This window comes from Endothiovibrio diazotrophicus (assembly GCF_054657215.1).
This window is the reverse complement of sequence record NZ_BAAHXB010000088.1, coordinates 1-23,368: the sequence shown is the minus strand read 5'-3', so window position 1 is coordinate 23,368 and position 23,368 is coordinate 1. Positions and strand designations below refer to the sequence as shown.

The window sequence follows — 23,368 nt, the reverse complement described above, 5'->3', positions numbered from 1 at the left end:
AGAGGAAGACGTTTCCACGCGGAGCGTGGAAACGAGAGAAGGGAGGGATAAAAGCGCGGCATGGTCCGCCCGTCGCCGGCCGGGGTCGCTACCGCCCCCGACCGGCAATCGGTCACCCGGCGACCGCTACCGCGGCACCCCCGAGAGGAGATTCTCGACCGCGTGGCACACCGCGCCGGAGCGGGTCTGGTCACAGTCCACCGGCTGCGGATTCTCGGTGTAGGGCATGCGACAGTTGCCACTCTGCCGCGCATCGGGTTCGCAGCCCGCCTCGATCTCGTCGCGGGCGAGCAGCGCGATCTGCAGCAGGCACTCCATCACCGCCGGGTTGATGTTGATGTTCATCGGAAACGACTTGAGGGCGTAGATCACCGCCTTCGGATCGGCCCCGTCGGCGTTGTAGTTGGTCTTGCGGAAGCCGGAGGTGTAGCTGACGTAGGGGCCGTAGTGCCCCTCGTGCAGTTTCCCGTCGCGGAACCACTGCCACAGCAGGTCGCCGATCTGCGCCTGCAACTCGTTGTGCTTGATCAGCTCCGCGCGCGCCTCGGGACTCGGGTCGTTGAGCTCCTTCTCGTACTGCGCCGCGGCGTCCACCCCCTTGGGATAGAGGCGGAACAGGGTGACGAAGCCGTGGTCGTCGGCGTTGACGCAGACCGCGGTCTCCTCGGAGGCGATGCGGTGGCGCAGGTACTCCTCCATCTCCAGCACGCCGCCGAGCATCGACTGGAACCCCTCGGCGCCGAAGTACTGCAGCGTCGCCCAGCCGGCCATCGAATAGGAGCCGGAGCGGGAGACCTCCAGGGTGAAGAGGCCGGGGTTGTAGCAGACCCGGTCCTGCAGATAGGCGGAACCCGGACGGGTCATCAGCTTGCGGAAGTGGTTGAGGTCCTTCATCACGAAGATCGAGCAGTTGTAGGGGGCCCAGCCGGTCTTGTGGAAGTCGCAGCCCACCGCGTCGGCGTATTCGATCTCGCTGATCCGCGCATGGTTGTGTGCGACATTCTTCAGCGTCTCGTCGCTGAAGCCGAGCGGGTTGGCATCGAAGTCGTAGTCGCGGAAGGTGAGCCACGACCAGCCGATCACCGCGTCGCAGTAGAGCAGCGGCTTGCTGCCGTTGGGGTTGGGGTACTTCTCGATTAGCCCCCGCACCGCCTTCGGCGAATCGATGGCGAAGGCGTCGGTGGTGCCCATGGTGCAGATCACCGCGACGATCGGGGTGCCCGCGGCGTGCAGCTCCTGCATCACCTTCTCCAGCGCCGGAATGCTCATCGCGTTGGTCTCGGGATCGGTCTCGATCTCGATGATGTTGTCCATGCCGAGCCCGCTCCAGTCGGTGGAGTTGAGCTTGCAGTAGTGGCCCTGCTGGGAGACCAGCAGCTTGGCGTCCTCGCGGATGCCGGTGCAGCGGGTCTGCTCGCCGAGGGAGTGGGTGATGGCGTACTTGACGCCGTAGAAGTAGCAGCCGGAGCCGCCGAAGGTGTAGACCCCGCCGGCCTGTTCCGGGTCCCAGCCGATCAGGCTGGAGAGGATCGCCGCGGTCTCCATCTCGGACTTGAGCACGTTCCAGGCGTACTCCCCCTCGATGATGTTGGGGCTGTAGAGGTCGGTCATCATCGCCGCGATGATCCCCGCCTTGTTGGCCGGCGGGATGACGTTGGGCATGGTCAGCGGGTGGTTCCAGTTGGGCATCCCCTGGAACAGCTCCACCGCCTTGCGGTTGACCTCGGCGAGGCTCGCCCCCTTCTGCGGCAGGCGCGCCGCGGTGACGTCGCCGTAGTAGGGCCCCTTGGGATCGCTGCCCAGATAGGCGGGGCCGTCGGCGGCAGGCTTCAGCGCGCTCAACTCATTGATCGCCTCCCCGACTTCGACGGCGAAGGGGTCGGCCCCGGCCGCCGCGTAGTAGGTCGGAAAGGCCCCGACCATCTGCGCACGGACCTTCGCCCACTCGGCGGCGAGCTCGCCGATGCTTCCATCTTCATTCCACATTGCGCCCAACTTGGCAATTTCCATGGTTCGACTCCTGGGTGGTTGTGAATCGTCTCTCTTCTTCTCCGGCGACCGGTCGCGGCGACGAGGCATGCGAGCGGCTCGCACAGGATAGGCCCTCCCGCCCGATCCGCGGTGTCGCCCCCGCGACTTTGACGCCGGTCACCCGCAACGAGCCAATCTCCTGCCGGTCCACCAACCCGCGCGCTACGGCAACACCATCGACCGTTTCACCACCCGCGGTACGAAGCGCAGGGCCACGCCGTTGTTGCAGTAACGCTTGCCGGTGGGCTCGGGACCGTCATCGAAGACGTGGCCATGGTGGCCGCCGCAGCGGGCGCAGTGGTATTCGGTGCGCGGCCAGACCAGCCGGAAGTCCAGCTCGGTCTCGAAGGCGTCGGGCAGGGCGGCGTAAAAGCTGGGCCAGCCGGTGCCGCTGTCGTACTTGGTGGCGCTGTCGAACAGCGGATGGCCGCAAGCGGCGCAGTGGTAGGTGCCCTCGCGCTTCTCCTTCAGCAGCGGACTGGTCCACGGCGCCTCGGTCCCCTCCTCGCGCAGCACGTGGTACTGCTCGGGGGTGAGGCGGCGGCGCCACTCGGCGTCGCTCCGTTCCAGGCGTTCGACCTGTGGGGAGGTCTCCGCCTTGACGCGGCGGGCAACCAACGGGAGCAGCAGCAGGCCGGCGAGGCGGGTGGTGAATTGACGTCGTTTCATGGCGGTCTCCTCGGCAACGGAATTGGGGGGATTGAAGCGCTCGGCAAGAGTTCGATCAGGGCGACCTGCCGCGTACCACTGTCGAGGGTGACCTCGCCGGCCGCGGCGGCGGAAGCCGCGCCGAGGGCGAGCAGCAGGGTCCAGGTGGCGAGGCGTGGTGCGGGCATGACGGGTTCCCTTATCTCCGGTTCGGCCGCGTCGATCGCGCGGCGTTACCCTCTTTACGCCGGAGGGGGAAAAGGAGATTCAAGATCGCACGACCCGCCCACTTCGATTAGAGTTATCCGCCAGCACCAACCCGGGACCGCCGCCGATGGAACCGCAGATCCCCACCCGCCCCCTCTCCCCCACCGCGACCGAGAGCCGCCTGCAAGCGCTCTTCGACGAGGAGGTTGTCAAACAGAACGACCGTCTCGACGATCTCGCCCGCCAGTTGATCACCCTGGAGCTGGCGATCCCCGGCGTCTACGCCGCGGCGCTCAAGCTGGTCGCCGGACGGGCGGCATCGATCGGCGCCCCGTGGCCGGTGATCGCCGCCTTCACCCTCTGGTTCATCGCCCTCGGCGGCACCCTCGCCGCCCTCTTCCCGCTGCGCCGCCGGGTGGACCCCAACCTGATCCGGCGGCGCGACAGCGTGTGGGAGGAGGAGCCGCTGGCGATCGAGGAGTTCTACCAGCGCTCCGCCAGCCGCAAACGGGGCTGGCTGCTGTTCAGCACCCTCTCGTTCATGCTCGGCGTGCTCGCCGCCGGGTTCGCCGTCCTCGCCTGAAGGGAGTCACCACCGCCATGAGCCGCCAACGCCACATCTTCAAATGCTGCAACGCCGACTGCCCGGTCGGCCACTTCGAGTTCACCGTCGACCTGACGCGGGAGGCCGCGGCCACCGTCCACTGTCCCTTCTGCGGCACCGTCTGCCTGGCGGGCCCGCCCCGCGGCGAGACCGTGGCGATGCGCGGCGGCGGCGCCCTCGACGGCCTCCCGCGGGAACCCCGCCCTGACGAACTGATCCCCACCCGACCGCACGCCCCCTCCAAGGACGACCCGGAGTAGCCTCTCCATGCACACCGCCGAACCGCTGCGCCTCACCCCCGACCCGGGGCTGCTGAGCCGCCACCCCCACGTCAAATCCCTCGCCAGCCGGCTCGCCTCCCGCTACCTGCTTCACGAGCTGGTCGATGACGACCAGCTCCGCCAGGTGGGCGGCGCGCTGATGACCGCCCTGGACGCGGCCGAGCGGATCACCGACGCCCACCGCCAGGCCGGCACCCTGGTGCTGCCGCTGATCATCGAGACCGCCGACCCCGCCCTGCTCAACCTGCCGTGGGAGTGCCTCCACCACCCGGAGTTGGGCTTCCTCGGCAGCGACCACCGCTTCACCCTCTCCCGCCGCATCCCCGAGGTGGCGGTAGACCTCCCGCCGCTCGCCGAAGGACCGCTGCGGGTGCTCCTCTTCACCGCCCAGCCCGACGACCTCGACGCCGAGAAGGAGCGTCTCGACACCGAAGAGGAGCAGGCGCGGGTGCTGGAGGCGCTCACCCCGTGGATCGGCTCCGGCCACGTGGCGCTGGAGGCGCCGGACGACGGCCGCTTCGCCACCTTCGAGCGGCTGGTCCGGGAAGGGGGATTCCAACTGGTCTTCCTCAGCGGCCACGGCCGCTTCCACGACGAGCCGCACCTGGAGAGCCCGTGGGCGGGGTTCCTCTTCGAGGGGCCGGAGGGGCTGGGCGAGGAGGTGGATGAAACGCGCATCGCCGACGCCTTCACCGGCAGCGGGGTGCGCTGCGTGGTGCTCGCTGCATGTCAGTCCGGCAAGGCCGCCTCCGACACCCTGAACACCGGCCTCGCCCGCCGCCTCGCCCTGCGCGGCATCCCCCATGTGGTGGGGATGCGCGAATCGATCCTCGACCGCGCCGGCATCCTCTTCGCCCACGCCCTGTGCGGCGCCCTCGGCCGCCAGTTGCGGGTCGACCAGGCGGTGCAGCAGGGACGCAAGGCGATCCTCCGCCCGCTGGAAGGCGGCGGGGCCTACCGCGACATCGACGGCTCCCCCCTGGCCGAGCTGAGCCTCGGCCAGTGGCCGCTGCCGATGCTGCTCAGCCACGACCCCGCCGCCCCGCTGATCGACCCCGACTTCACGGCAACGCCGCCCGAGCCGCGCACCCGCTACAACAGCAACCTGGACGCGGTGGAACTCCCCGCCACCTTCATCGGCCGCCGCCGGGAGCTGCGCACCCTCGCCGCCCCGCTGCTGGAGGGGCGCCGGCACCAACTGCTGATCACCGGCCCCGGCGGCCAGGGCAAGACCGCGCTGGCCGGCCAGTTGGCGCGCCGGCTCCAGGAGCGCGGCTTCACCGTCCACGCCTGGTCGGCCCGCCCCGGCAACCCGTGGCCCGACTTCTTCGCCGAACTCATCTTCACCCTGGAAGACGCGCGCATCGAGCGCCATCAAAAGCGCCTCCCCCTCGCCACCACCGCCAAGCTGCGCGCCCGGCTGCTACTGGAGCTGCTGGTGGAGCAGCACGACGGCCGCCTCACCCTCTTCCTCGACAACCTGGAGGAGATCCAGGACCCGGAGAGCGGCGAGATCGACCACGAGGAGGTGAACGCCTGGATCGCCGAGGCGCCCCGCTTCGCCAAGGCCGGGTTGTGCCTGCTGGCCACCTCCCGGCGCCTCCCCCCCGGCTGGCCGGCGGAGGCCCACCACTTCCTCCGCCACCCGAGCTACGGTGACTTCCTCCGCTACCTCCAGCAGCAGCGCCCCGCCCGGAGCGACCGCGCACGGCTGCGCCGGCTCTACAAGACCCTCGGCGGCAACCTGCGCGGCCTCAACTTCTTCCTCCGGGCCGCCCCGCAACTGGACGAGGAGGACGAGACGGCCTTCCTGGAGAAGCTGGAAGGGGCCCAGCAGGAACTCCAGACCGACATGGCCATCGACCGGCTGATCGACCACCTGGAGGAGACCCCACGGGAGCTGCTGTCCCGGCTACGCGTCTACACCACCCCGGTCCCCGCCGACGGCGTGCGCAAGCTCGCCCTCGATCTGGACGCCCCGTTGGACGCCCTCGCCACCCTGGTCGCCCGCTCCCTGGTGGAGGCGGGCCGCGCCCCCGACCTGCTCACCGCCGAATATGCCCTGGAGCCCCAGGTCGCCGATCGCCTGCGGCGTACCCTGCCCCGCCCACCCACCCCCTGGTTCCGCGCCGCGGCCGACTACCAGCGTCACCTCTTCGACCACGAGCGACCCACCGTCGAGCAGGCCCTCACCGTCCATCAGGCACTCGTGGACGCGGGTGAGACCAACGGTGCCCATCGCTTCGCCCTGACTACCCTCATCCCTTGGTACGACCGCCGCGGCCTCTACCGCACCTTGCTCGATCAGTGGCTGCCACCGATCACCACCTGTGACGACCCAAAGCTGAGAGGCGATGCCATCAGTTACGCAGGCAAGTTCCATCACGCGCTTGGCGAATACAACACGGCCCTCCAATTCCTCAACCAATCCCTCGCCATTCAACGCGAAATCGGCGACCGCAGCGGCGAAGGCACTACCCTCAATAACCTCTCCCAGATTCACGACGCCCGCGGCGACTACGACACCGCACTCCAATTCCTCAACCAATCCCTCGCCATAAGACGCGAAATCGGCGACCGCAGCGGCGAAGGCACTACCCTCAATAACCTCTCCCAGATTCACCACGAACGCGGCGACTACGACACCGCACTCCAATTCCTCAACCAATCCCTCGCCATTCAACGCGAAATCGGTGACTCGGCGGGGCTCTGTGCCACCCTGTTCAACATCGGCCATATCCATTGGCAAAACGGGGAACAGCAGGAAGCGCTCGGGGCCTGGATCGACGCCTACGGCATTGCCACACAGATCGGCCACGCCCAGGTATTGGCGGCATTGGAGGGATTGGCGAAGCAGTTGGGGGGCGACGGGTTGTCGCTGTGGGAAGAGCTGGCCGGACAATTGGAAACAGAATCTGCTGCGGAGGAGCCGTCACCCCCGCCATGCGATTGAATAAACGTAGGGTGGATAAGCGCAGCGCATCCACCAGAACGGGGGCACGAGACTTCACGCCCCACCTCGCCCTACCGGATGGTCCGCGGAGGCATCCAACCACTCGGCAGCGATTCGGCGCGGGAGTTCCGTTTCGGTGGATGCGCTGCGCTTATCCGCCCTACGGCTCTTCCCGTCAGCTCAACGACTTGATGATGTGCTTGGCGAGGAGATCGTTGATTTCACGATGCCGAGGGACGGGTTGGGAGATCTTCGTCGAGGGATTCTGATACCCGTCATGCCTTCCGCCATGCCGGATGAAAATGCAGCCATCGTCTCCAGCATGGCGATCAGGTCGCGCCGTTTCACGCGACATCCAGCTCGCCGTGATGGCGCACGGCCGGGATGGCGCCACCGGTCAGATCCTTGTAGAGGTCCAGAAGGATCTCCTTCAACGCCTCCTCCGACTCGCCCTGGGTCATGTAGTCGGGAAACTCGTCCAGATACCCGAGCCACATCCCGTCGTCCTGCCAGTAGGTGTATTGCATTGTGGAATGACTCATTGCCCCACCTCCGATGCCCGCGATCGCCGAACGGATCGACAATCGCCCTGTTCGCAAAGTAGGTCGGCGCTACCGCGCCGACGCGAACGGAAGCAGCGGGGACGGGGTTGCGGGGGGCATTCCGAATGGTTCGTACCGTTCGGCAAGGTTCGGCGCGGGATTTCCCGAACGCGCCCCCGTTTGCGTCGCCGCGGTAGCGGCGACCTACGCACACTCCACCGCCGTTGTCCTTGCATGCCCTTCGCGCCTCCCTGCCCACCCGCGGTGGCGCCATTCAGGCAAGCGGCAGTTGGATCACCACCCGCGTCCCCTCCCCCGCCCGGCTCTGGATGCGCACCGTGCCGCCGTGGTCCTGGACGATGGTGTAGACCATCGGCAGGCCAAGGCCGGTGCCCTGCCCCGGCTCCTTGGTGGTGAAGAAGGGCTCGAAGACCCGCCCCTGGAACTCCTCGGGGATCCCCTCGCCCTCGTCGCGTACCTCGATCTCGGCGAACGGGCCGTCCACCCCGACGCTCACCTCGATGGCATCCCCCGGAAGCGAGGCGTCGCAGGCGTTGGCCAGCAGGTTGACGAACACCTGCACCAGCCGCGGCCGGTCGCCGCGCACCTCGATCTCCGGGGCGCAGCGGCTGGTGCAGGCCATCTCCTTGGCATCGCGGGCCAGCCGCACCAGGCGCAATGCCTCCTCGATGCAGTCGCACAGCCGGATCGCCGCGTGGTCGCGGGCCACCGGCGCACCGCCGTGGGAGAAGGTGACCAGGGTCTGCACGATGTCGCGGATGCGCCGGGTCTGCTCCAGCACCAGCTCGATGCTCTCGCGGATATAGGCGGGATCGGTCTCCTCCTTGAGGTTCTGGGCGAGGCTGGCGATGCCGGTGAGCGGGTTGCCGATCTCGTGGGCGACGCCGGCGGCGAGCCGGCCGATGGAGGCGAGCCGCTCGGCGTGGGCCAGCTCCGCCTCCAGGGTGGTCTGCTCGGTGATGTCCTCCACCAGGATCACCACCCCGCCCGGCGTCGCCGCGCCGTCGGCACCGATCGCCGCCTTGTAGAGGTTGAGCCGTTTCGCCTCGCCGGCCACCTTCGCCTGGAGCTTGTACAGATGCGGCTCGCCGGAGGCGGAAAAACGATTGAGCAGCCCGCCCCACGGCTCCGGCAGCCGCCCCACCGGCGAGCCCACCAACCCCTCGCCATCGACCCCGGAGAGCGCCCCCATGGTCTGGTTCCAGATCACCACCTCGCGCCCCGGCCCCAGGGCGCAGACCCCCAGGGGCAGCTCCTGGAGCACCTGGCGGTGGTAGCGGCGCAGGCCATCCAGCTCCGCGGCGAGCCCCTGCAGGCGCGACTGGGAGGCGTCCAGGCGCTGCTCCATGAAGCGCACCGTGTCGGCCAGCGCCGAGCGGGCGCGGGTGTCGAGGCGCAGGCTGTCGTCGACGATGGCCCGCGCCATCAGCGGCCCGACCAGACCGGAGAGATTGCGCTCGATCCGCTCGCGCAGCAGGCGCAGCTCGGTGGGGCGCTGCTCGTCGGCGGCGAGCTTCAGGTCGGCCAGCGCGCGGGCCACCTCCTTGGCGGCGGTGGCCGGCCCCATCAGCTCGGCGAGGCGCTCCTGGAACTGCCCCGGCGAGTCGGCGGCGACCAGCCCGCGCGGCGGCAGCACGCTGTCGCGGCAGCAGGCGTAGGCCGCCTCCCGCTCCTCGGGGTCGGGGGTGGTGACGAGCGAGACGACGACGAAGAGCAGGGTGTTGACGGTGAGCGACCAGAAGGTGACGGTGGGCCACAGCCCGCCGCCGTGGGCCGCCACCAGCCACGCCCCCTCCCCCGGCGGCATGCTCCCCTGGAGCAGCGGCACGATCAGCAGGTAGCCCCACACCGCGGCGCCGCCGAGCAGCCCGGCGATGAAGCCGGCGCGGGTCGCCCGGCGCCAGTAGAACAGGCCGACCACCCCGGGCAGGAACTGGGCCACGGCGACGAAGGAGATCAGCCCGATCTGGGCCAGCCCCTGGCGCTGACGGGCGAGCAGGTAGAAGCCGAAGCCGGCGAAGATGATCGCCGCGATCAACAGCCGCCGTCCCCACAGCAGCCAGCGGTAGAGGTCGGGATAGGGCTCGCGCCGGCCGGCCAGGCTGGCCGGCAGGATCAGGTGGTTGAGGCACATGCCGGCGAGCGCCAGGGTGGTGACGATGACCATCGCGCTGGCCGCCGAGACGCCGCCGAGGAAGACCAGCACCGGCAGCCAGCGCGCCTCGCCGACCAGGGTGATGGAGAGCACGTAGTAGTCGGGGTCCATCTCCGGCAGCAGCCGGCTGCCGGCCCACAGCACCGGCGGGATCGCCAGGTTGAGCGCGAGCAGGAAGAGCGGGAAGGCCCAGGCGGCGACCCGCAGCTTCTCCTCCTCCTCGTTCTCGGTGAACAGCATATGGAACTGGCGCGGCAGCAGGAAGGCGGCGGCGAAGGCGAGCAGCAGCAGGGTCGCCCACGGCCCCTCGTGGACCGGGCGGTTGAGCCGGGTCAGTGCCTCGGGGTGCGCCGCCAGCCACTGCTCCAGCCCCTGGAAGCCGCCGAACACCCCGAACAGGGCGAAGATGCCGACGGTGAGCATCGCCACCAGCTTCACCGCCGACTCGAAGGCGATCGCCGCCACCAGGCCGCTGTGGCGCTCGCGCGGGGTGGCGTGGCGGGCACCGAAGAGCACCGCGAAGAGCACCAGGATGGCGCAGAAGCCGAGTGCCAGCGCCTCCGGCGCGGTACGGAAGGTGAGCACCTGGATCGACTGGGTCACCGCGCGGATCTGCAGCGCGATGTAGGGCAGCAGCCCGATCAGCATGAACAGCGTCACCAGCGCGCCGGCCAGTTGGCTGCGGTAACGGAAGGCGAAGACGTCGGCCAGCGAGGAGAGCTGGAAGTCGCGTGTCAGCCGCAGCATCGGCCGCAGCAGCAGCGGCCAGAGCAGGAAGGCGAGCGTCACCCCGAGGTAGATGGTCAGGTAGTTGTGCCCCTCGCGGTGGGCGAAGCCGACGCTGCCGTAGTAGGTCCAGGAGGTGGCGTAGACGCCGAGCGATAGGGTGTAGGTGAGCGGGTGGCGAATCAGCCGCTCAGGCAGGCGGCCGTTCTCGGCGGCGTAGGCGATGAGGAAGAGCAGCCCCAGGTAGGCTACCACCGCGAGGAACAGCGGACCGAGCTCGAAGCTCACGGAGACTCCGGCCGGCGATAGAGCCAGGCGGCGAGCACGATAACGCCGAACCAGAGCAGGAAGGGGGCGTACCAGGGGGCGCCGTCCGCCGCCCACCAGCGGTTCACCGGCGAGATGAGGGCGAAGAGGAAGGCGAGGAAGAGGAGGAGGACTTTGTCCATCGAAAACCCAGACATCAATCGAAACCACCGCGGGTTACCACGCTCTGCGTGGCAACCCGGCCTCCACCCCGGCACCAGCGTTTCCCTGGATGCTCCGCGTCGGCGCCGCGCTCCGCCGAACCCGTTCCACCTCAGTCAGGACGCAGAACGTCCAAGGCAGCCGGCTCTCCTCGTTGCCACGCTCTGCGTGGAAACGTCTTGTTCGACGCTCCGCGTCGTGCCAAACGAATGCACCGACATTTCCGCCTCCTTAGGGCCCGTGAGAGAACAACTTCCTGTTTTGGGGCGTCGAGACGCCCGTCCGGCAAGGCGCGCAAAGGGGCGCATACTCGCTGTATGCCGCGGCTTCCGCGTCCTGCTCGCGCCGCATACCTACTTCCCTGTAGGCAACCCTTTGCGCAACGCCGCCGGGCGGAGCGGATCGGCGTTCCAAAACAGGAAGTCATTCTTTCGCGGGCCCTTACCACGCACCAGGACGCAGAGCGTCCAAGGCTTTGGTTACGACGCAGAGCGTCGTAACCAGAGATAGGTTTCGGTTACGACGCAGAGCATCGTAACCAGAGACGCAGAGCATCGTAACCAGAGACGCAGAGCGTCGTAACCAGAGATCCGAAAAGGCGAAGGGGCGGCCCTGGCCGCCCCTTCGCCTGAAGCCTGAAGCCTCCTCAATGCGCCCCCGCCTCCTTCAGATAGCTGACCAGCACCCCGCTGGTCTGCCGCAGCCGCAGGCTCATCAGCCGCGAGATCTTCACCAACAGGCGCAACGCCAGCGCCGGATGGTCCTCGCAGATGCGCTCGAAGTTGGTCTTGGTGAGCATCACCAGGGTCGCCGCCTCGGCCACCACCGCCGAGGCGGAGTGGGGCAGACCGTCGATGATCGACATCTCGCCGATGGTCTTGCCGGAACGCACCACGGTGATCTTCGCCGGCGCGCCGTACTCCGCCTCCTTGAGGATGTCGAGCTTGCCGTTGACCACGAAGCACATGTAGCCCTCGCGTCCCCCCTCGCGGAACACCTCGGTGCCGCGGCTCGCCTCGTAGGCCTGCATGTAGTTGGCAAACACCTCCAACTCCTGGCGGTTGAAGTCGGAAAACATCTGGATCCCTTCGAGCATCCCGCAGAGGCGGTCGCGGAAGGTGATCCCCGCCCCCAGCTGCTCCAGGACACTGTGGGTACTCGCGCGTTGTTCTGCCATCGGTCGGTCGCCCCGAACTGGATTATTGATTATGGCGCCCCCCGGGAGGGCGGTCATAGTTTAGCGCCTAAAGCGGTCTCGATGGATAGCCGGGCGGGAATCCGCCCGCACTGCCACCGCGCCGCGCCCCAGGCGAGAAACGCCTCCGGCGTCGCTTCCCGCGGGTCGGCCTCGAAGGGCGGCTGGCCGAGGAAGCGCCACGCCGCGATCAGCGCCGCGGTCGGCGCACCGTCATCCAGCGGCGGCGCATGGCTCTGCTTGCTCCACTTCTGCCCGTCGCGGTTGGTCGCCACCGGCAGGTGGAGATAGCCGGGCCGCGGCAGCCCCAGCACCCGCTGGAGGTAGAGCTGACGCGGGGTGGAGTCGAGCAGGTCGCTGCCGCGCACCACCTCGCTCACCCCCTGCTCGGCGTCGTCCACCACCACCGCCAGCTGATAGGCGGTGAGACCGTCGGCGCGGCGCACCACGAAGTCTCCCACCTCGCGCTCCAGGTGCTGGGAGAACCATCCCTGAAGGGGATCGGCAAAGCCCAATTCCGCCCCCTCAACCCGCACCCGCAGCGCCCGCGGCTCACGCCCCGGCGGCACCCCGTGGCGGCAGCGGCCGGAATAGACCGGGCCGTAGGCGCCCCGCGGCATCCCCTCGTTGATCTCCTTGCGGGTGCAGGCACAGCCGTAGAGGAGTCCCAGCCGGTCCAGCTCCTCGAATACCGTGGAGTAGAACTCGCCCCGTCCGCTCTGGTAGACCACCGGCCCGTCCCAGGCGAGACCATGGGCCTCCAGGGAGCGGAGGATCGCATCGGCCGCGCCGGCCATCTCCCGCGGCGGATCGAGATCCTCCATCCGCACCAGCCACTCCCCGCCGGCCGCGCGCGCCTGCATCCAGCTGCCCAGCGCGGCCACCAGCGACCCGAAGTGCAGCGGCCCGCTGGGGGTGGGGGCGAAGCGGCCTCTATAGGGGGTAGCGGAATCGCTCATCGCACGCTGAACGCCGTTGCTCGCGGCATCGCGCCGCTGGTCGCCTCAGCGGTGCCAGGTGGTGAAGGCCGGGACCGGTTCGCGGTCGAGGCGGTAGCCGTTGACCGGCGCCGACGCATCGGCGTAGCCCAGCGCCAGACCAGCGAGCAGCAGCCGATCCTCCTCCAGCCCCAGCTCGCGGCGGACGATCTTCGGGTAGTCGGCCAGCGACGCCTGGGGACAGCTCTCCAGGCCGTGGGCGCGGGCGGCGAGCATCACGTTCTGCATGAACATCCCCATGTCGAGCCAGCTCCCCCGGCCCATGTCGCGGTCCATGAAGAAGAGCAGCCCCAGCGGCGCGTCGAAGAAGCGGTAGTTGGCACACCAGGCGTCGAGCTGGCGCTCGCGGTCGCCGCGGCCGATGTCCAGGGCGCCGTAGAGGGCCTTCCCGCACGCCACCCGCCGCCCCTGGTAGGGCTCGCGCCACTGCTCCGGGTAGTAGTGGTAGTCGGGGTCGGGCTCTACCCCGCCGCGCCGCGCCGCCTCCAGCGCCGCACCCAGCCGCACCTTCGCCTCGCCATCCACCACCGCCACCCGCCACGGCTGGGTATTGACCCCCGACGGGGCGAAACGGGCCGCCTCCAGCACCGCCTCCACCACCTCTTGCGGCACCGGCTTGTCCAGGTAGGCACGCACCGAATGGCGCCCCTTCATCGCCTCGATCAGATCCACGGAATCACCTTCTTTGTGGGTTGGTTGGAACACGATAGATTCGTTCGGATGCGGGCATTGTACCCTGAAGGAAAAAACAAACCCTGGTACCCTCCGTGGTAATCCCACTCCAAACCAGTGGCAACCACCGGACAAGCGATTATGCTTAGTAAAAAAGTAAAGTATTTCGGAACAGGACCATGGGTGAGTTGATCGCGGTATCCAAGGCGGCCCACCTCCTCGGCATGGGGCGGCGGGAGCTGCAACAAATGATCCACGACGGCGAGCTGCACGCCTTCGAGGGGAAGGTGGACATCGACGAGGTGTGCCGCTGCTACCCCCACCTCGCCCGTGAGCAGAACGCCTTCACCGAGCGGCTGGCGCTGATCAAGCGCAGCGCGTTTTCCCGCCGCGTCGGCAGCGTGGTCGCCCCCGACCACGGGGCGTTGGAGCAGCAGCTCCAGCGCCGCACCACCGAGGCGGGGGTGCAGAAGGCGCGCGCCGACAAGTACCAGCAGATCGTCGACGGCCTGTTCAAGGAGCTGGCCGCCCGGCGCCGCGGTTGCGGCGACGACTGCCGCGAGCTGATCGACCACCTCAACGGCTGGCTGCTCGAGCGGGCCAACGGAGACGGGAGGCCGTCGTGACCCACCGGGTCCGTCTGCTGCCGAGCGGACGCCAGTTCGAGGCGGCCGCCGGCGAGACCCTGCTGGAGGCGGCGCTGCGCTCCGGGGTCAACCTCCCCTACAGCTGCGCCAACGGCTCCTGCGGCGACTGCAAGGTGCGGGTGGTCTCCGGCGAGGTGGCCGAGACCCGCTTCCACGACCACCGCCTGAGCGAGGCGGAGCGCGCCGACGGCTACGGGCTGCTCTGCGTCATCCAGGCGTTGAGCGACCTGGAGGTGGAGGCCGACGAGGTCCACGACGTCCGCGCCATCCCCCTCCAGCACCTCACCGCCCGGGTGAGCAAACTGGAGCGGCTGGGCGAGACCCATCTGGTGCTCCACCTGCGCACCCCGCGCACCCGGACCCTGCGTTTCCTCTCCGGCCAACACGCCCAGCTCACTTTGCAGAACCTGCTGCCCAAGGACCTGCCCATCGCCAGCTGCCCGTGCAACGGCATGCAGCTCCAGTTCCACCTGCGCAACAAGCCGGAAGACCCCTTCTGCCGGGCGGTGTTCGAGGAGGTGAAGGTGGGCGACACGATCCGTCTCGACGGCCCCTTCGGCGACTTCACCCTCGACGACGACTCCCGCCGCCCGGTGGTGATGGTCGCCGTCGAGACCGGTTTCGCCACCCTCAAGAGCTTGGTCGAGCACTTCATCGCCCTCGACCTCCCCCAACCCCTGACCCTGTGGTGGATCAGCGAGCGGGACAACGGCCACTATCTGAAGAACTACTGCCGCTCTTGGGAGGACGCCCTGGACAACTTCGCCTACCACCCGGTGCAGGCGGTGGAGGGATACGACCCTGAACCGCTGGCGGCGGAGGTGGTCGCCGGCTCACCCGCGGCGGCGGAGATCGATCTCTATCTGGCGGGTGAGGAACCCATCATCGACGCCCTGAAGGCCGCCTTCGAAACGGCGGGGACGCCGACCGGGCGGATCCATACCGCAGCCATGCGCGCCCGGCATCGCCGATAAAAAAGGCGCGGAGGGTCGCCCCTCCGCGCCTTTTTCCGCCCAGCGGAGCGCGCCTCAGGCGGCCTGATTCATCCGCGACTCGCGCTGCTTGCCCTCGTTCACCTTCAGCTCACGCCCCATGAAGTCGCGGCCGTCGAGCCCGCGGATCGCCTGCTCGGCGTTGGCGGCATCCATCTCGACGAAACCGAAGCCCCGGGGACGGCGGGTGACCCGGTCGGTCATCAGGCGCACCGAATAGACCTCGCCGAAGTCGCGGAACAGATCGCGCACCTCCTCCTGGGAGGCGCGATAGGCGAGATTGCCGACGAACACCGTCTTGCGCTCGCCGGACTCCGCCCCACGCCCCGCCGGGGCAGAGGCGGCGGCCGGGACCGCGGCACCGGCGGGCAGGCGGATCGACGCCAACACGCCGCCGATCAGCGAACCGCCCGCCACCGCGAGCGCGAACAGCCCACGCGCCTCCAGACCACTGGCCGCGAGCAGCGGATAGAGCCCGTAACCCACCCCCGCCAACGCCGCGGTCACCACTACACCCTTCGCAAAGCAATAGTCGATTTTCATGATTCAGATCACCTGCTGTCATATGTGGACGACGGTATGGAGAAGACCGAAAGGGCGGCGGTCGCCCATACCCCACGACCGCCACCGCTCACCGCCCGTCCGGCGACCCACACGGGAGACCGGTCACCCGAAACGGGCGGTTCCTCAAATAATTCAGCGTATTATACCGGTGAGCGCGGATAATTTCCGACCTAATTGGTTTGCGAAAAATACCTAGGCGAGGCGGGTGCTATCCCAAGGTGGACGCAGAGCGTCCAAGGCGGCCGGTTGCGACGCAGAGCGTCGCAACCAGGGGATTGAGCGGTTGTGGCCTCCCGGCACTTCCGGTTGCGACGCTCCGCGTCGCAACCGGCCACCCCGGACGCTCCGCGTCCGCCCTTTGACCTCCGGCCGGCGGCCTTGATAGCCTCCCCTTCCCCACCGACGCGGCGCGCCACCGATGACCACACCCCACACCCTGCTCTGGGTCTACGAACTGGGCGGCTACCCCAACTTCACCCCGCTGTTCCAGCGAGCGGGCTATCAGGTCACCCGGGTCGATTCGGGGCGCAAGGCGGCCGGCGCGATCAAGCGCGCGCCGCCGACGGTGATCGTCGCCGAGTTCATCGTCGACCCCAACTTCCGCGACCGCACCGGCAACCTGGAGACGATCCTCGCCGCGGTGCAGCGCTCCGGGGCGACGACCAAGGTGATCGCTTTCTACGAACCGGCCGAGGCGACCGAGCTGGAGAAGCTGCGCGCCCGCTTCCCCGACTTCACCGCCCTGCCCTATCCGATCGACGAGGCCCGCCTGGCGGCGGAGCTTTAGAACATCCAACGCAAAGGCGTAAGAACGCAAACCGCGCAAAGGAAACGAGGGACGATATACTTTGCGCCCTTTGCGCCCTTTGCGCCCTTTGCGCCCTTTGCGTCTTAGCGCCTATGCGTTGAACTCTTCAATCCGGGAGCCTCCATGAACCCCACCCCCCAACAGGCGGTGGCCGCGGTCTTCGACCGGGTCGCCGACGGTTACGACAAGGAGTCGCTGCGACTCTTCCCGTTCTGCGCCGACCGGCTGCTCAACCACCTGCGCCCCGCCCCCGGTTCGCGCATCTGCGACGTCGGCGCCGGCACCGGCGTGGTCACCGTGGCGGTGGCCCAGGAGGTGGGGCCGGAGGGACGGGTGCATGCCGTCGACATGGCCGAGCGGATGCTCGACCGCTGCCAGCACCACGCCCGCCTGCTCGGTCTGAACAACGTCGACCTGCACGCCATGGACGGTCAGAAGCTGGAGTTCAAGAGCGACTACTTCGACGCCGTGGTCAGCTCCTTCGTCATCCAGTTCCTGCCCGACATGGCCGCCGCGTTGAAGAGCTGGATGCGGGTTACCCGCCGCGGTGGCCGGGTGCTCTTCACCGCCTTCGGCGAGGAGGCGTTTCAGCCGCTGATCGACCGCTTCAAGAAGGACCTGCTGAGCCACGGCGGCCGCCTCCCCGAAGGGGGATCGATCACCAACCAGAAGCGGATCGACAGCGCGGAGAAGTGCCGTGCCCTGCTGATGGAGGTGGGGCTCGACGCGGTGTCGGTGGCCGAGGAGCAGATCGGCTACCACCTCGCCACCACCGAGGACTGGTGGGAGCTGGTCACCAACAGCGGCTTCCGCGCGCTGCTCGACACCCTGCCGGAGGACGCCTACGAGGCGTTCCGCGCCGAACACCTGGCGGCGATCGGCGAGCTGCGCGGCGAAGATGGAATCTGGCTCAACATCCCGGCGCTGATCGCCTGGGGGACTAAGCCGTAGGATGCTTTCACCATGAAGGGCATGGAAGAGGAGCAGGTAAAGGATCCGTTTCATCAAGTTGGGAGCGGCGCTCTGAATGTAGGGCGGATTAGCGATAGCGTAATCCGCCAGGAACGAAGGCACCTCCGCCGGAATCGGCTCCGATCCGGCGGATTACGCTATCGCTAATCCGCCCTACGGGACGCGGAGGTCTTGACCAAACGACATCCGGTAAAGAATTTATGAACCTTCATGCCCTTCATGTCTTCGCCTTCATGCCCTTCATGGTTATCTCTTCCGAAGCATCAACAAAAACCCCATGTTCCAGATCAGCAACACCCTGACCATCCCCGACGAGGCGCTGGAGTTCCAGTTCATCCGCGCCTCCGGCCCCGGCGGGCAGAACGTCAACAAGGTCTCCACCGCGGTGCAGCTGCGCTTCGACGCCCGCGCCGCCGACCTGCCGCCGTGGCTGTTCTCCCGCCTGCGTACCCTCGCCGGGCGGCGCATGACCCGCGACGGGGTGATCGTCATCGACGCCCGCACCCAACGCACCCGGGAGCGGAATCGCGAGGAGGCCCTCGCCCGCCTCGCCGAACTGCTGCGCCAGGCTGCCGAGCGGCCGAAACCGCGGGTGAAAAGCCGCCCCACCCTCGCCTCGAAGAAGCGCCGGCTGGAGAGCAAGAAGCGCGAGGGGGACAAGAAGCGGCTGCGACAGAAGCCGGTCGACTGACCCGCCCTCGCATTTCGTACAACGATGAAAAAGGCCGCTCCCCAACGGGACGCGGCCTTATCCGTTCCGCAAATCATGATTTTTTTCGCCAGAAAAAAATCATCAGTCGACCCGATAGTTGGGCGCCTCCTTGGTGATGGTCACGTCGTGGACGTGGCTCTCGCGGTAGCCGGCGTTGGTGATGCGCACGAACTCCGGCTTGGTGCGCAACTCCTCGATGGTGGCGCAGCCGGTGTAGCCCATGGTCGAGCGCACCCCACCGAGCAGCTGGTGGATCACCTTGAGCACGCTGCCCTTGTAGGGGACGCGCCCCTCGATCCCCTCGGGGACCAGTTTCTCCGCCTCCTTGCCCTCCTGGAAGTAGCGGTCGGAGGAGCCCTGCTGGCCCGACATGGCACCCAGCGAACCCATGCCGCGGTAGGACTTGTAGGAGCGGCCCTGGAACAGCTCGACCTCGCCCGGCGCCTCCTCGGTGCCGGCGAACAACCCGCCGGCCATCACCGAGTAGGCACCGGCGGCGATCGCCTTGGAGATGTCGCCGGAGAAACGGATGCCACCGTCGGCGATCAGCGGGATGCCGCTGCCGGCCAGCGCCGCGGCGACGTTGGAGACCGCGGTGATCTGCGGCACGCCGATGCCGGCGACCACCCGGGTGGTGCAGATCGAGCCGGGACCGATACCGACTTTCACCGCGTCCGCCCCGGCGTCCCTCAGCGCCAGCGCGGCGGCGGCGGTGGCGATGTTGCCGCCGATCACCTGGATCTGCGGGAAGTTCTTCTTCACCCAGGCGACCCGGTCGAGCACCCCCTGGGAATGGCCGTGGGCGGTGTCCACCACCACCACGTCGACGCCGGCCTCGGCCAGCGCGGCGACCCGCTCGTCGGTCCCCTCGCCGACGCCCACCGCGGCGCCGGCGCGCAGCCGGGCGTCCTCGTCACGACAGGCGTTGGGGAAGTCGGTGGACTTCTGGATGTCCTTGACGGTGATCAGCCCGCGCAGCTCATGGTTGCCGTTGACCACCAGCACCTTCTCGATGCGGTGCTTGTGCAGCAGCCCCAGCACCTCGTCGCGGCGCGCCCCCTCCTGCACCGTGACCAAGCGGTCCTTGCCGGTCATGATCGAGGAGATGGGGGCGTCCATCTGGGTCTCGAAGCGCAGGTCGCGGCTGGTGACGATGCCCACCAGCTCACGGCCGTCGACCACCGGCAGGCCGGAGATGTTGTGGGCGCGGGTCAGCTCGAGCACGTCGCGGACGGTGGCGCGGGGCGAGACGGTGACCGGATCCTTGATCACGCCGGCCTCGAACTTCTTCACCGCCAGCACCTCGGCCGCCTGGCGCTCGATGGTCATGTTCTTGTGGATGATCCCGATGCCCCCCTCGGAGGCCAGGGTGATCGCCAGCCGCGCCTCGGTGACGGTATCCATGGCGGCGGAGACCAGCGGGATGTTGAGGGTGATATCGCGGGTCAGCTTGGTCGCCAGCTCCACGTCCTTGGGCAGGATGTTGGAGTGGGCGGGGAGGAGCAGAACGTCGTCGAAAGTGAGGGCTTCTTCTACGATGCGCATGGGGGATACCTTCCTGAGTCCGCGGGAGAAAGTAAACGGGCCATTATATACGCCCGCCGAAACTCACGCCAGCGGCCGAAACGGCATCCCGCGCGCCGCGGGCACCCGGACGGGGCGCGACCGCGCAATGAGTGGCGGAGGGGATTACCCGCAGCCCCCTCGGTCCTCCCCCCGATTGCCGACCGCCCGGATTGGCGGCATGCTTGGCGATCGGCGGCAGGCGGGCCCCGCCGCCGACCGACGCAAGAACAGAGAAAACCAGCCAACCCCTCCGGGAGGACAACCCGCATGAAATCGACGCTCATCGCCCTCACCCTCGCCGCCGCCGCCAGCACCGCCGTCGCCGGCGATGCCAAGGTGGACGAGGCCATCACTGCGGCGATCGCCGCCGCCGACCGCGCCGACTCCATCGGCGGCGAGTGGCGCGACACCCGCGAGATCATCAAGGAGGCCCAGGCCGCCGCCGCCGCCGGCGACACCGAAAAGGCGCTCGCGCTGGCCACCGAGGCCCGCGAGCAGGGTGAGCTGGGCTACGCGCAGGCCGCCGGCCAGCAGTAGGTCGCCGCTACCGCGGCGACGCGAACGGAGGCAGCGGCGTGAAGTCCCGAGCCTTCGTCTCCGACCGGGCCGGCGGTACCACGCCGTCGTCCCGCTCGGCGAGAGGGCACTCCCCCGCCCCCCCGCTGCCACCGTTCACGTCGCGGCGGTAGCCGCGACCTACGCGTTCCCGGCACCGACTGCTAGAATCGCCGGCCCATTTTCCTACCGGGAGACCCCCAACCATGTCCCAGTTCGATAACGTCACCGTCCTCCAGCGGGCCAACGTCTACCACAACGGCAAGTGCGTCAGCCACACCGTGCTGTTCGCCGACGGCAGCCGCAAGACCCTCGGGGTGATCCTCCCCGGCAGCTACAACTTCGGCACCGAGGCCCCCGAGGTGATGGAGCTGAACGACGGCGTCTGCAAGGTGCGCCTCGACGGCGAGGAGGAGTGGACCAGCTACGGCGGCGGCGAGCGTTTCGAGGTCCCCGGCAACAGCCGCTTCGACATCGAGGTGACCGAGATCCTCGACTACACCTGCCACTACGGCTGATCCCGCCCGGCGGAGAGGCCACCCGCGCCTCTACCGACGCCCCTCCCTGTAGGGCGCCCCGCGGGCGCCGCGCCAAACGAAGGCACCACTCGGGGACCCCGGCACCATCATCACGGCAAGTGCCCTCGCCCAACACGGCGCGCACGGCACGCCCTATAAACGCGCCGATCGGCTGCCATCATTCCCCACACACGGAAACCCCGCCCGCCCCGTGAACGCCCCCCGCCAGGGGAGGCGTTCACGGGGCGGGCGGGGTTTCCGTTTCAGACCTTGAACTGATCGACCAGCGTGCGCAGCTGCTCGCCGAGACGGCTCAACTCCTGGCTGGCGGCGGCGGTCTGACCGGCACCGGCGGCGGTGCGCTCGGCGATCGCCTGGATATTGTTGACGTTGCGATTGATCTCCTCCGAGGTGGCGGACTGCTCCTCGGCCGCACCGGCGATCTGGGTGTTCATGTCGCTGATACTGTTGACCGAATTGGCGATGGCATCGAGCGAGGCGCCGGCATGGCGCGCCTTCTCCACCGCGGCGTTGGCGCGCTCCCGGCTCTGCTGCATGACCCCCACCGCCTGCCCGGCCCCCCCTTGCAGGGTCTCGATCAGCTGCTCGATCTCGCCGGTGGACTTCTGAGTGCGCTGGGCGAGGGTGCGCACCTCGTCGGCGACCACCGCGAAGCCCCGTCCCTGCTCGCCGGCGCGGGCCGCCTCGATGGCCGCGTTCAGCGCCAGCAGGTTGGTCTGCTCGGCGATGCTCTTGATCACGTCGAGCACCGTGCCGATGTTCTCGCTGTCGCCCTTGAGCCGCTCGATCACCGCGGTGGAGCCCTCCACCTCGCGCGCCAGCTCGTCGATGGCGGCGACCGTCTCCTTCACCACCCGATTCCCTTCGAGCGCCTCGCCGTTGGCCCCCTGCGCCGCGCCGCTGGCCGCCTCGGCATTGCGCGCCACCTCGCGTACCGTCGCCGCCATCTCGTTCATGGCGGTGGCCACCTGCTCGGTCTCGATGCTCTGCTGGCGCACCCCGGAGGAGGTCTGCTCGGTGACCGCCGAGAGCTCCTCGGCGGCGGTCGCCACCTGGTTGGTGGCGGCGGCGATCTCGCCGACGATCCCCTGCAGCTTGCCGACGAAGCGGTTGAAGTTCTCCCCCATCTCGCCGACCTCGTCGCGGCTCGCCACCGCCACCCGCCGGGTGAGATCCCCCTCCCCCTCGGCGATGTCCTTGAGCATCGCGTTGGTCTGGCGCAGCGGCCGGACGATGCCACGGGCGACCAGCGTGCTGATCAACAGCCCGGCCACCGCCGCCAGCAGGGTGAACCAGAGGATGACCCGCTCGGTGTTGGAGACGTCGCCCTTCACCACCTCACCCTGCCGGGTGAGCGACTGGAACACGCTCTGCTGCAGCTCGACCGCGTCCTGCACCATCTCCGGCCCCCGCTTTTCCAGCACATTGACCACCGCGTCGTTACGCTTGGCAATGGCAGACGCCACCTCGTCGAAGGCCGCACCATAGGCCTTCAGCGCCTGCCGGGACTCTTCGGCCAGACGTCGCCGCTCGGGGTCCTGCAGGTCGCGAAGCAGGCGCTCCAGGCTGTCGCCGGCCGCCGCCAGCTCTTCGTCCACCTTGTCCTTGGACGCCGCATCGTTGTCGGTGAGGAAACGGAAGGCGTAGGTCCGCGCCAGCAACAGGTGCTGCTGCGCCTCGGACGCGCCGAAGGTGGCCTCCGAATCACCGTCGCGGTGGGCGCTCCTGCGCACCGCCGACAGGTGCTCCTCGATCAGCGGCCCCTTGACGTTCATCACCCCCTCCACCAGCTCGTGCCGGCGCTGCATATTGGTCACCACCGTCTCCCGGAAGGCGCGCGCGTAGACGGCGCGGTCGCCACGGATCTCCTTGAGGATGGCGGCCCGCTCCGGGGCGGTGATGTCGCGGTCCGCCTTGTCGAGCAGACGGCCGAACGCCTCGTCTACCTTGTCGAACTCCCGAACATCCTCTTCGGAGGCGTTCTTGAGGTAGTCCTTGACGAGGAGACGGAGCAGGTAGACCTGGCGCATCAGCTGGGTGGCGGTACCGCTGTCCGGCGCGAGGTCGTCGGTGATCCCGCTCACCGCGCCCTCGATGGAGCGCAGGTTGACGTAGCTGGCGCTCCCGATGACGGCCATGAGCGCAAGGAGGAGTACCGGCGCGACCATCGCCTTCACGCCGATCCGGAGATTGCGGAAGAGGGCAAACAGACTGTTCATTGGTGTGGGTCTCTACTTCTTCGTGGGTTGAAGGTCATGGCTCCCTCCACCGAGTTCGGTCCTTCCCGTTCCAATCCATGACCTATCCGGGGCGGCACGAGATTACAACGGGATCACAATGGAGTTACATCGAATTTACATCAAAGTGCGGCACGTCCCGTCTTCGCCGGTTCGACGGGGTCGCACCAGGGAGCGTGCGCGGAGACACGGCGCCCTCCTCGAGGAGCACGCCCTAAGGGACCGCGAAAGAATAACTTCCTGTTTTGGGGCGTCGAGACGCCCGCCCGGCAAGG

General features: G+C 68.4%; 23 protein-coding genes. 10 read left to right on the top strand and 13 right to left on the bottom strand.

Annotated features, from left to right (window positions below; genetic code table 11):
* Positions 1–126: 126 nt before the first annotated feature.
* The 3 genes from ACYQ2W_RS18690 to ACYQ2W_RS18680 form a co-directional block, all read right to left on the bottom strand.
* Positions 127–2,010, bottom strand: coding sequence for a pyridoxal phosphate-dependent decarboxylase family protein (locus ACYQ2W_RS18690; protein ID WP_459870553.1), 1,884 nt, complete (start codon positions 2,008–2,010; stop codon positions 127–129).
* A 183-nt stretch (positions 2,011–2,193) separates the two neighbouring features.
* Positions 2,194–2,700: a peptide-methionine (R)-S-oxide reductase MsrB gene (gene msrB / locus ACYQ2W_RS18685; RefSeq protein ID WP_459870551.1), complete on the bottom strand. Its 507-nt coding sequence runs from the start codon at positions 2,698–2,700 to the stop codon at positions 2,194–2,196.
* On the bottom strand, positions 2,697–2,867 hold the full coding sequence (locus tag ACYQ2W_RS18680) for a hypothetical protein (protein ID WP_459870549.1): 171 nt from the start codon (positions 2,865–2,867) through the stop codon (positions 2,697–2,699). Before ACYQ2W_RS18680 ends, msrB begins: the two co-directional genes overlap by 4 nt.
* A gap of 146 nt (positions 2,868–3,013) precedes the next feature.
* On the opposite strand from ACYQ2W_RS18680, the gene ACYQ2W_RS18675 reads away from it, so the two are divergent.
* From ACYQ2W_RS18675 to ACYQ2W_RS18665, 3 genes are read left to right on the top strand one after another with little or no spacing between them, the layout of a single operon-like run.
* Positions 3,014–3,469 carry a hypothetical protein gene (locus tag ACYQ2W_RS18675; protein WP_459870546.1) on the top strand — a complete coding sequence of 152 codons (456 nt, stop codon included), beginning with the start codon at positions 3,014–3,016 and terminating at the stop codon, positions 3,467–3,469.
* A gap of 17 nt (positions 3,470–3,486) precedes the next feature.
* A complete protein-coding gene (locus ACYQ2W_RS18670) occupies positions 3,487–3,750 on the top strand; it encodes a hypothetical protein (RefSeq protein WP_459870543.1) in 264 nt (87 codons plus the stop codon).
* Positions 3,751–3,757: 7 nt separating this feature from the next.
* Entirely contained in the window at positions 3,758–6,724 is a 2,967-nt protein-coding gene (locus tag ACYQ2W_RS18665) for a CHAT domain-containing protein (RefSeq protein WP_459870541.1), read from the top strand.
* A gap of 180 nt (positions 6,725–6,904) precedes the next feature.
* Here the strand turns inward: ACYQ2W_RS18665 and ACYQ2W_RS18660 are convergent, their stop codons facing one another.
* The 7 genes from ACYQ2W_RS18660 to ACYQ2W_RS18630 form a co-directional block, all read right to left on the bottom strand.
* Positions 6,905–7,072 (bottom strand): hypothetical protein, encoded by a 168-nt coding sequence (locus ACYQ2W_RS18660; RefSeq protein ID WP_488193051.1) that lies wholly within the window; start codon positions 7,070–7,072, stop codon positions 6,905–6,907.
* Positions 7,069–7,266: a type II toxin-antitoxin system HicB family antitoxin gene (locus ACYQ2W_RS18655; protein WP_459870535.1), complete on the bottom strand. Its 198-nt coding sequence runs from the start codon at positions 7,264–7,266 to the stop codon at positions 7,069–7,071. Before ACYQ2W_RS18655 ends, ACYQ2W_RS18660 begins: the two co-directional genes overlap by 4 nt.
* A gap of 274 nt (positions 7,267–7,540) precedes the next feature.
* Entirely contained in the window at positions 7,541–10,456 is a 2,916-nt protein-coding gene (locus ACYQ2W_RS18650; RefSeq protein ID WP_459870532.1) for a sensor histidine kinase, read from the bottom strand.
* Positions 10,453–10,617, bottom strand: coding sequence for a hypothetical protein (locus ACYQ2W_RS18645; protein WP_459870529.1), 165 nt, complete (start codon positions 10,615–10,617; stop codon positions 10,453–10,455). The genes ACYQ2W_RS18650 and ACYQ2W_RS18645 overlap by 4 nt, the downstream gene beginning before the upstream one ends.
* Before the next feature lie 665 nt (positions 10,618–11,282).
* Positions 11,283–11,813, bottom strand: coding sequence for a cyclic nucleotide-binding domain-containing protein (locus ACYQ2W_RS18640; protein WP_459870526.1), 531 nt, complete (start codon positions 11,811–11,813; stop codon positions 11,283–11,285).
* A gap of 53 nt (positions 11,814–11,866) precedes the next feature.
* Positions 11,867–12,790, bottom strand: a complete 924-nt coding sequence (gluQRS, locus tag ACYQ2W_RS18635; protein WP_459870523.1) for a tRNA glutamyl-Q(34) synthetase GluQRS — start codon at positions 12,788–12,790, stop codon at positions 11,867–11,869.
* 45 nt (positions 12,791–12,835) lie between these two features.
* On the bottom strand, positions 12,836–13,501 hold the full coding sequence (locus tag ACYQ2W_RS18630; protein ID WP_459870520.1) for a nitroreductase: 666 nt from the start codon (positions 13,499–13,501) through the stop codon (positions 12,836–12,838).
* Between the two features lie 179 nt (positions 13,502–13,680).
* Between ACYQ2W_RS18630 and ACYQ2W_RS18625 the strand changes: the two genes are divergently transcribed.
* Both ACYQ2W_RS18625 and ACYQ2W_RS18620 read left to right on the top strand, forming a co-directional pair.
* Positions 13,681–14,127 (top strand): hypothetical protein, encoded by a 447-nt coding sequence (locus ACYQ2W_RS18625; RefSeq protein WP_459870517.1) that lies wholly within the window; start codon positions 13,681–13,683, stop codon positions 14,125–14,127.
* A complete protein-coding gene (locus tag ACYQ2W_RS18620) occupies positions 14,124–15,122 on the top strand; it encodes a 2Fe-2S iron-sulfur cluster-binding protein (protein WP_459870515.1) in 999 nt (332 codons plus the stop codon). Before ACYQ2W_RS18625 ends, ACYQ2W_RS18620 begins: the two co-directional genes overlap by 4 nt.
* Before the next feature lie 54 nt (positions 15,123–15,176).
* On the opposite strand, the gene ACYQ2W_RS18615 is transcribed toward ACYQ2W_RS18620, so the two are convergent.
* A complete protein-coding gene (locus ACYQ2W_RS18615) occupies positions 15,177–15,683 on the bottom strand; it encodes an RNA recognition motif domain-containing protein (RefSeq protein WP_459870512.1) in 507 nt (168 codons plus the stop codon).
* A 439-nt stretch (positions 15,684–16,122) separates the two neighbouring features.
* Here ACYQ2W_RS18615 and ACYQ2W_RS18610 point away from each other — a divergent pair, with 439 nt between their 5' ends.
* The 3 genes from ACYQ2W_RS18610 (at position 16,123) to arfB (ending at position 18,175) form a co-directional block, all read left to right on the top strand.
* Positions 16,123–16,491, top strand: a complete 369-nt coding sequence (locus ACYQ2W_RS18610; RefSeq protein ID WP_459870510.1) for a DNA-binding transcriptional response regulator — start codon at positions 16,123–16,125, stop codon at positions 16,489–16,491.
* Between the two features lie 144 nt (positions 16,492–16,635).
* Positions 16,636–17,463 (top strand): class I SAM-dependent methyltransferase, encoded by an 828-nt coding sequence (locus ACYQ2W_RS18605; RefSeq protein ID WP_459870507.1) that lies wholly within the window; start codon positions 16,636–16,638, stop codon positions 17,461–17,463.
* A gap of 298 nt (positions 17,464–17,761) precedes the next feature.
* The gene (arfB, locus tag ACYQ2W_RS18600; RefSeq protein WP_459870504.1) at positions 17,762–18,175 is read left to right on the top strand and encodes an alternative ribosome rescue aminoacyl-tRNA hydrolase ArfB; all 414 of its coding nucleotides are present in this window, start codon (positions 17,762–17,764) and stop codon (positions 18,173–18,175) included.
* Positions 18,176–18,277: 102 nt separating this feature from the next.
* On the opposite strand, the gene guaB is transcribed toward arfB, so the two are convergent.
* Positions 18,278–19,741, bottom strand: coding sequence for an IMP dehydrogenase (gene guaB, locus ACYQ2W_RS18595; RefSeq protein WP_459870501.1), 1,464 nt, complete (start codon positions 19,739–19,741; stop codon positions 18,278–18,280).
* A 288-nt stretch (positions 19,742–20,029) separates the two neighbouring features.
* Here guaB and ACYQ2W_RS18590 point away from each other — a divergent pair, with 288 nt between their 5' ends.
* Both ACYQ2W_RS18590 and ppnP read left to right on the top strand, forming a co-directional pair.
* Positions 20,030–20,299, top strand: coding sequence for a hypothetical protein (locus tag ACYQ2W_RS18590; protein WP_459870498.1), 270 nt, complete (start codon positions 20,030–20,032; stop codon positions 20,297–20,299).
* 224 nt (positions 20,300–20,523) lie between these two features.
* Positions 20,524–20,835: a pyrimidine/purine nucleoside phosphorylase gene (gene ppnP / locus ACYQ2W_RS18585; RefSeq protein WP_459870495.1), complete on the top strand. Its 312-nt coding sequence runs from the start codon at positions 20,524–20,526 to the stop codon at positions 20,833–20,835.
* A gap of 263 nt (positions 20,836–21,098) precedes the next feature.
* Here ppnP and ACYQ2W_RS18580 read toward each other — a convergent pair whose 3' ends face one another.
* Entirely contained in the window at positions 21,099–23,075 is a 1,977-nt protein-coding gene (locus tag ACYQ2W_RS18580) for a methyl-accepting chemotaxis protein (protein WP_459870492.1), read from the bottom strand.
* Between the last annotated feature and the right edge of the window lie 293 nt (positions 23,076–23,368).

Bases quoted from the DNA above. Each gene is read 5' to 3' on its own strand.
- ACYQ2W_RS18625 (WP_459870517.1), top strand. From the start codon at position 13,681: ATGGGTGAGTTGATCGCGGTATCCAAGGCGGCCCACCTCCTCGGCATG.
- ACYQ2W_RS18665 (WP_459870541.1), top strand. From the start codon at position 3,758: ATGCACACCGCCGAACCGCTGCGCCTCACCCCCGACCCGGGGCTGCTG.
- gluQRS (WP_459870523.1), bottom strand. From the start codon at position 12,790: ATGAGCGATTCCGCTACCCCCTATAGAGGCCGCTTCGCCCCCACCCCC.
- ACYQ2W_RS18640 (WP_459870526.1), bottom strand. From the start codon at position 11,813: ATGGCAGAACAACGCGCGAGTACCCACAGTGTCCTGGAGCAGCTGGGG.
- ACYQ2W_RS18655 (WP_459870535.1), bottom strand. From the start codon at position 7,266: ATGAGTCATTCCACAATGCAATACACCTACTGGCAGGACGACGGGATG.
- ACYQ2W_RS18610 (WP_459870510.1), top strand. From the start codon at position 16,123: ATGACCACACCCCACACCCTGCTCTGGGTCTACGAACTGGGCGGCTAC.
- ACYQ2W_RS18580 (WP_459870492.1), bottom strand. From the start codon at position 23,075: ATGAACAGTCTGTTTGCCCTCTTCCGCAATCTCCGGATCGGCGTGAAG.
- arfB (WP_459870504.1), top strand. From the start codon at position 17,762: ATGTTCCAGATCAGCAACACCCTGACCATCCCCGACGAGGCGCTGGAG.
- ACYQ2W_RS18690 (WP_459870553.1), bottom strand. From the start codon at position 2,010: ATGGAAATTGCCAAGTTGGGCGCAATGTGGAATGAAGATGGAAGCATC.
- ppnP (WP_459870495.1), top strand. From the start codon at position 20,524: ATGTCCCAGTTCGATAACGTCACCGTCCTCCAGCGGGCCAACGTCTAC.
- ACYQ2W_RS18605 (WP_459870507.1), top strand. From the start codon at position 16,636: ATGAACCCCACCCCCCAACAGGCGGTGGCCGCGGTCTTCGACCGGGTC.
- ACYQ2W_RS18680 (WP_459870549.1), bottom strand. From the start codon at position 2,867: ATGCCCGCACCACGCCTCGCCACCTGGACCCTGCTGCTCGCCCTCGGC.
- guaB (WP_459870501.1), bottom strand. From the start codon at position 19,741: ATGCGCATCGTAGAAGAAGCCCTCACTTTCGACGACGTTCTGCTCCTC.
- ACYQ2W_RS18590 (WP_459870498.1), top strand. From the start codon at position 20,030: ATGAAATCGACGCTCATCGCCCTCACCCTCGCCGCCGCCGCCAGCACC.
- msrB (WP_459870551.1), bottom strand. From the start codon at position 2,700: ATGAAACGACGTCAATTCACCACCCGCCTCGCCGGCCTGCTGCTGCTC.
- ACYQ2W_RS18615 (WP_459870512.1), bottom strand. From the start codon at position 15,683: ATGAAAATCGACTATTGCTTTGCGAAGGGTGTAGTGGTGACCGCGGCG.
- ACYQ2W_RS18645 (WP_459870529.1), bottom strand. From the start codon at position 10,617: ATGGACAAAGTCCTCCTCCTCTTCCTCGCCTTCCTCTTCGCCCTCATC.
- ACYQ2W_RS18675 (WP_459870546.1), top strand. From the start codon at position 3,014: ATGGAACCGCAGATCCCCACCCGCCCCCTCTCCCCCACCGCGACCGAG.
- ACYQ2W_RS18670 (WP_459870543.1), top strand. From the start codon at position 3,487: ATGAGCCGCCAACGCCACATCTTCAAATGCTGCAACGCCGACTGCCCG.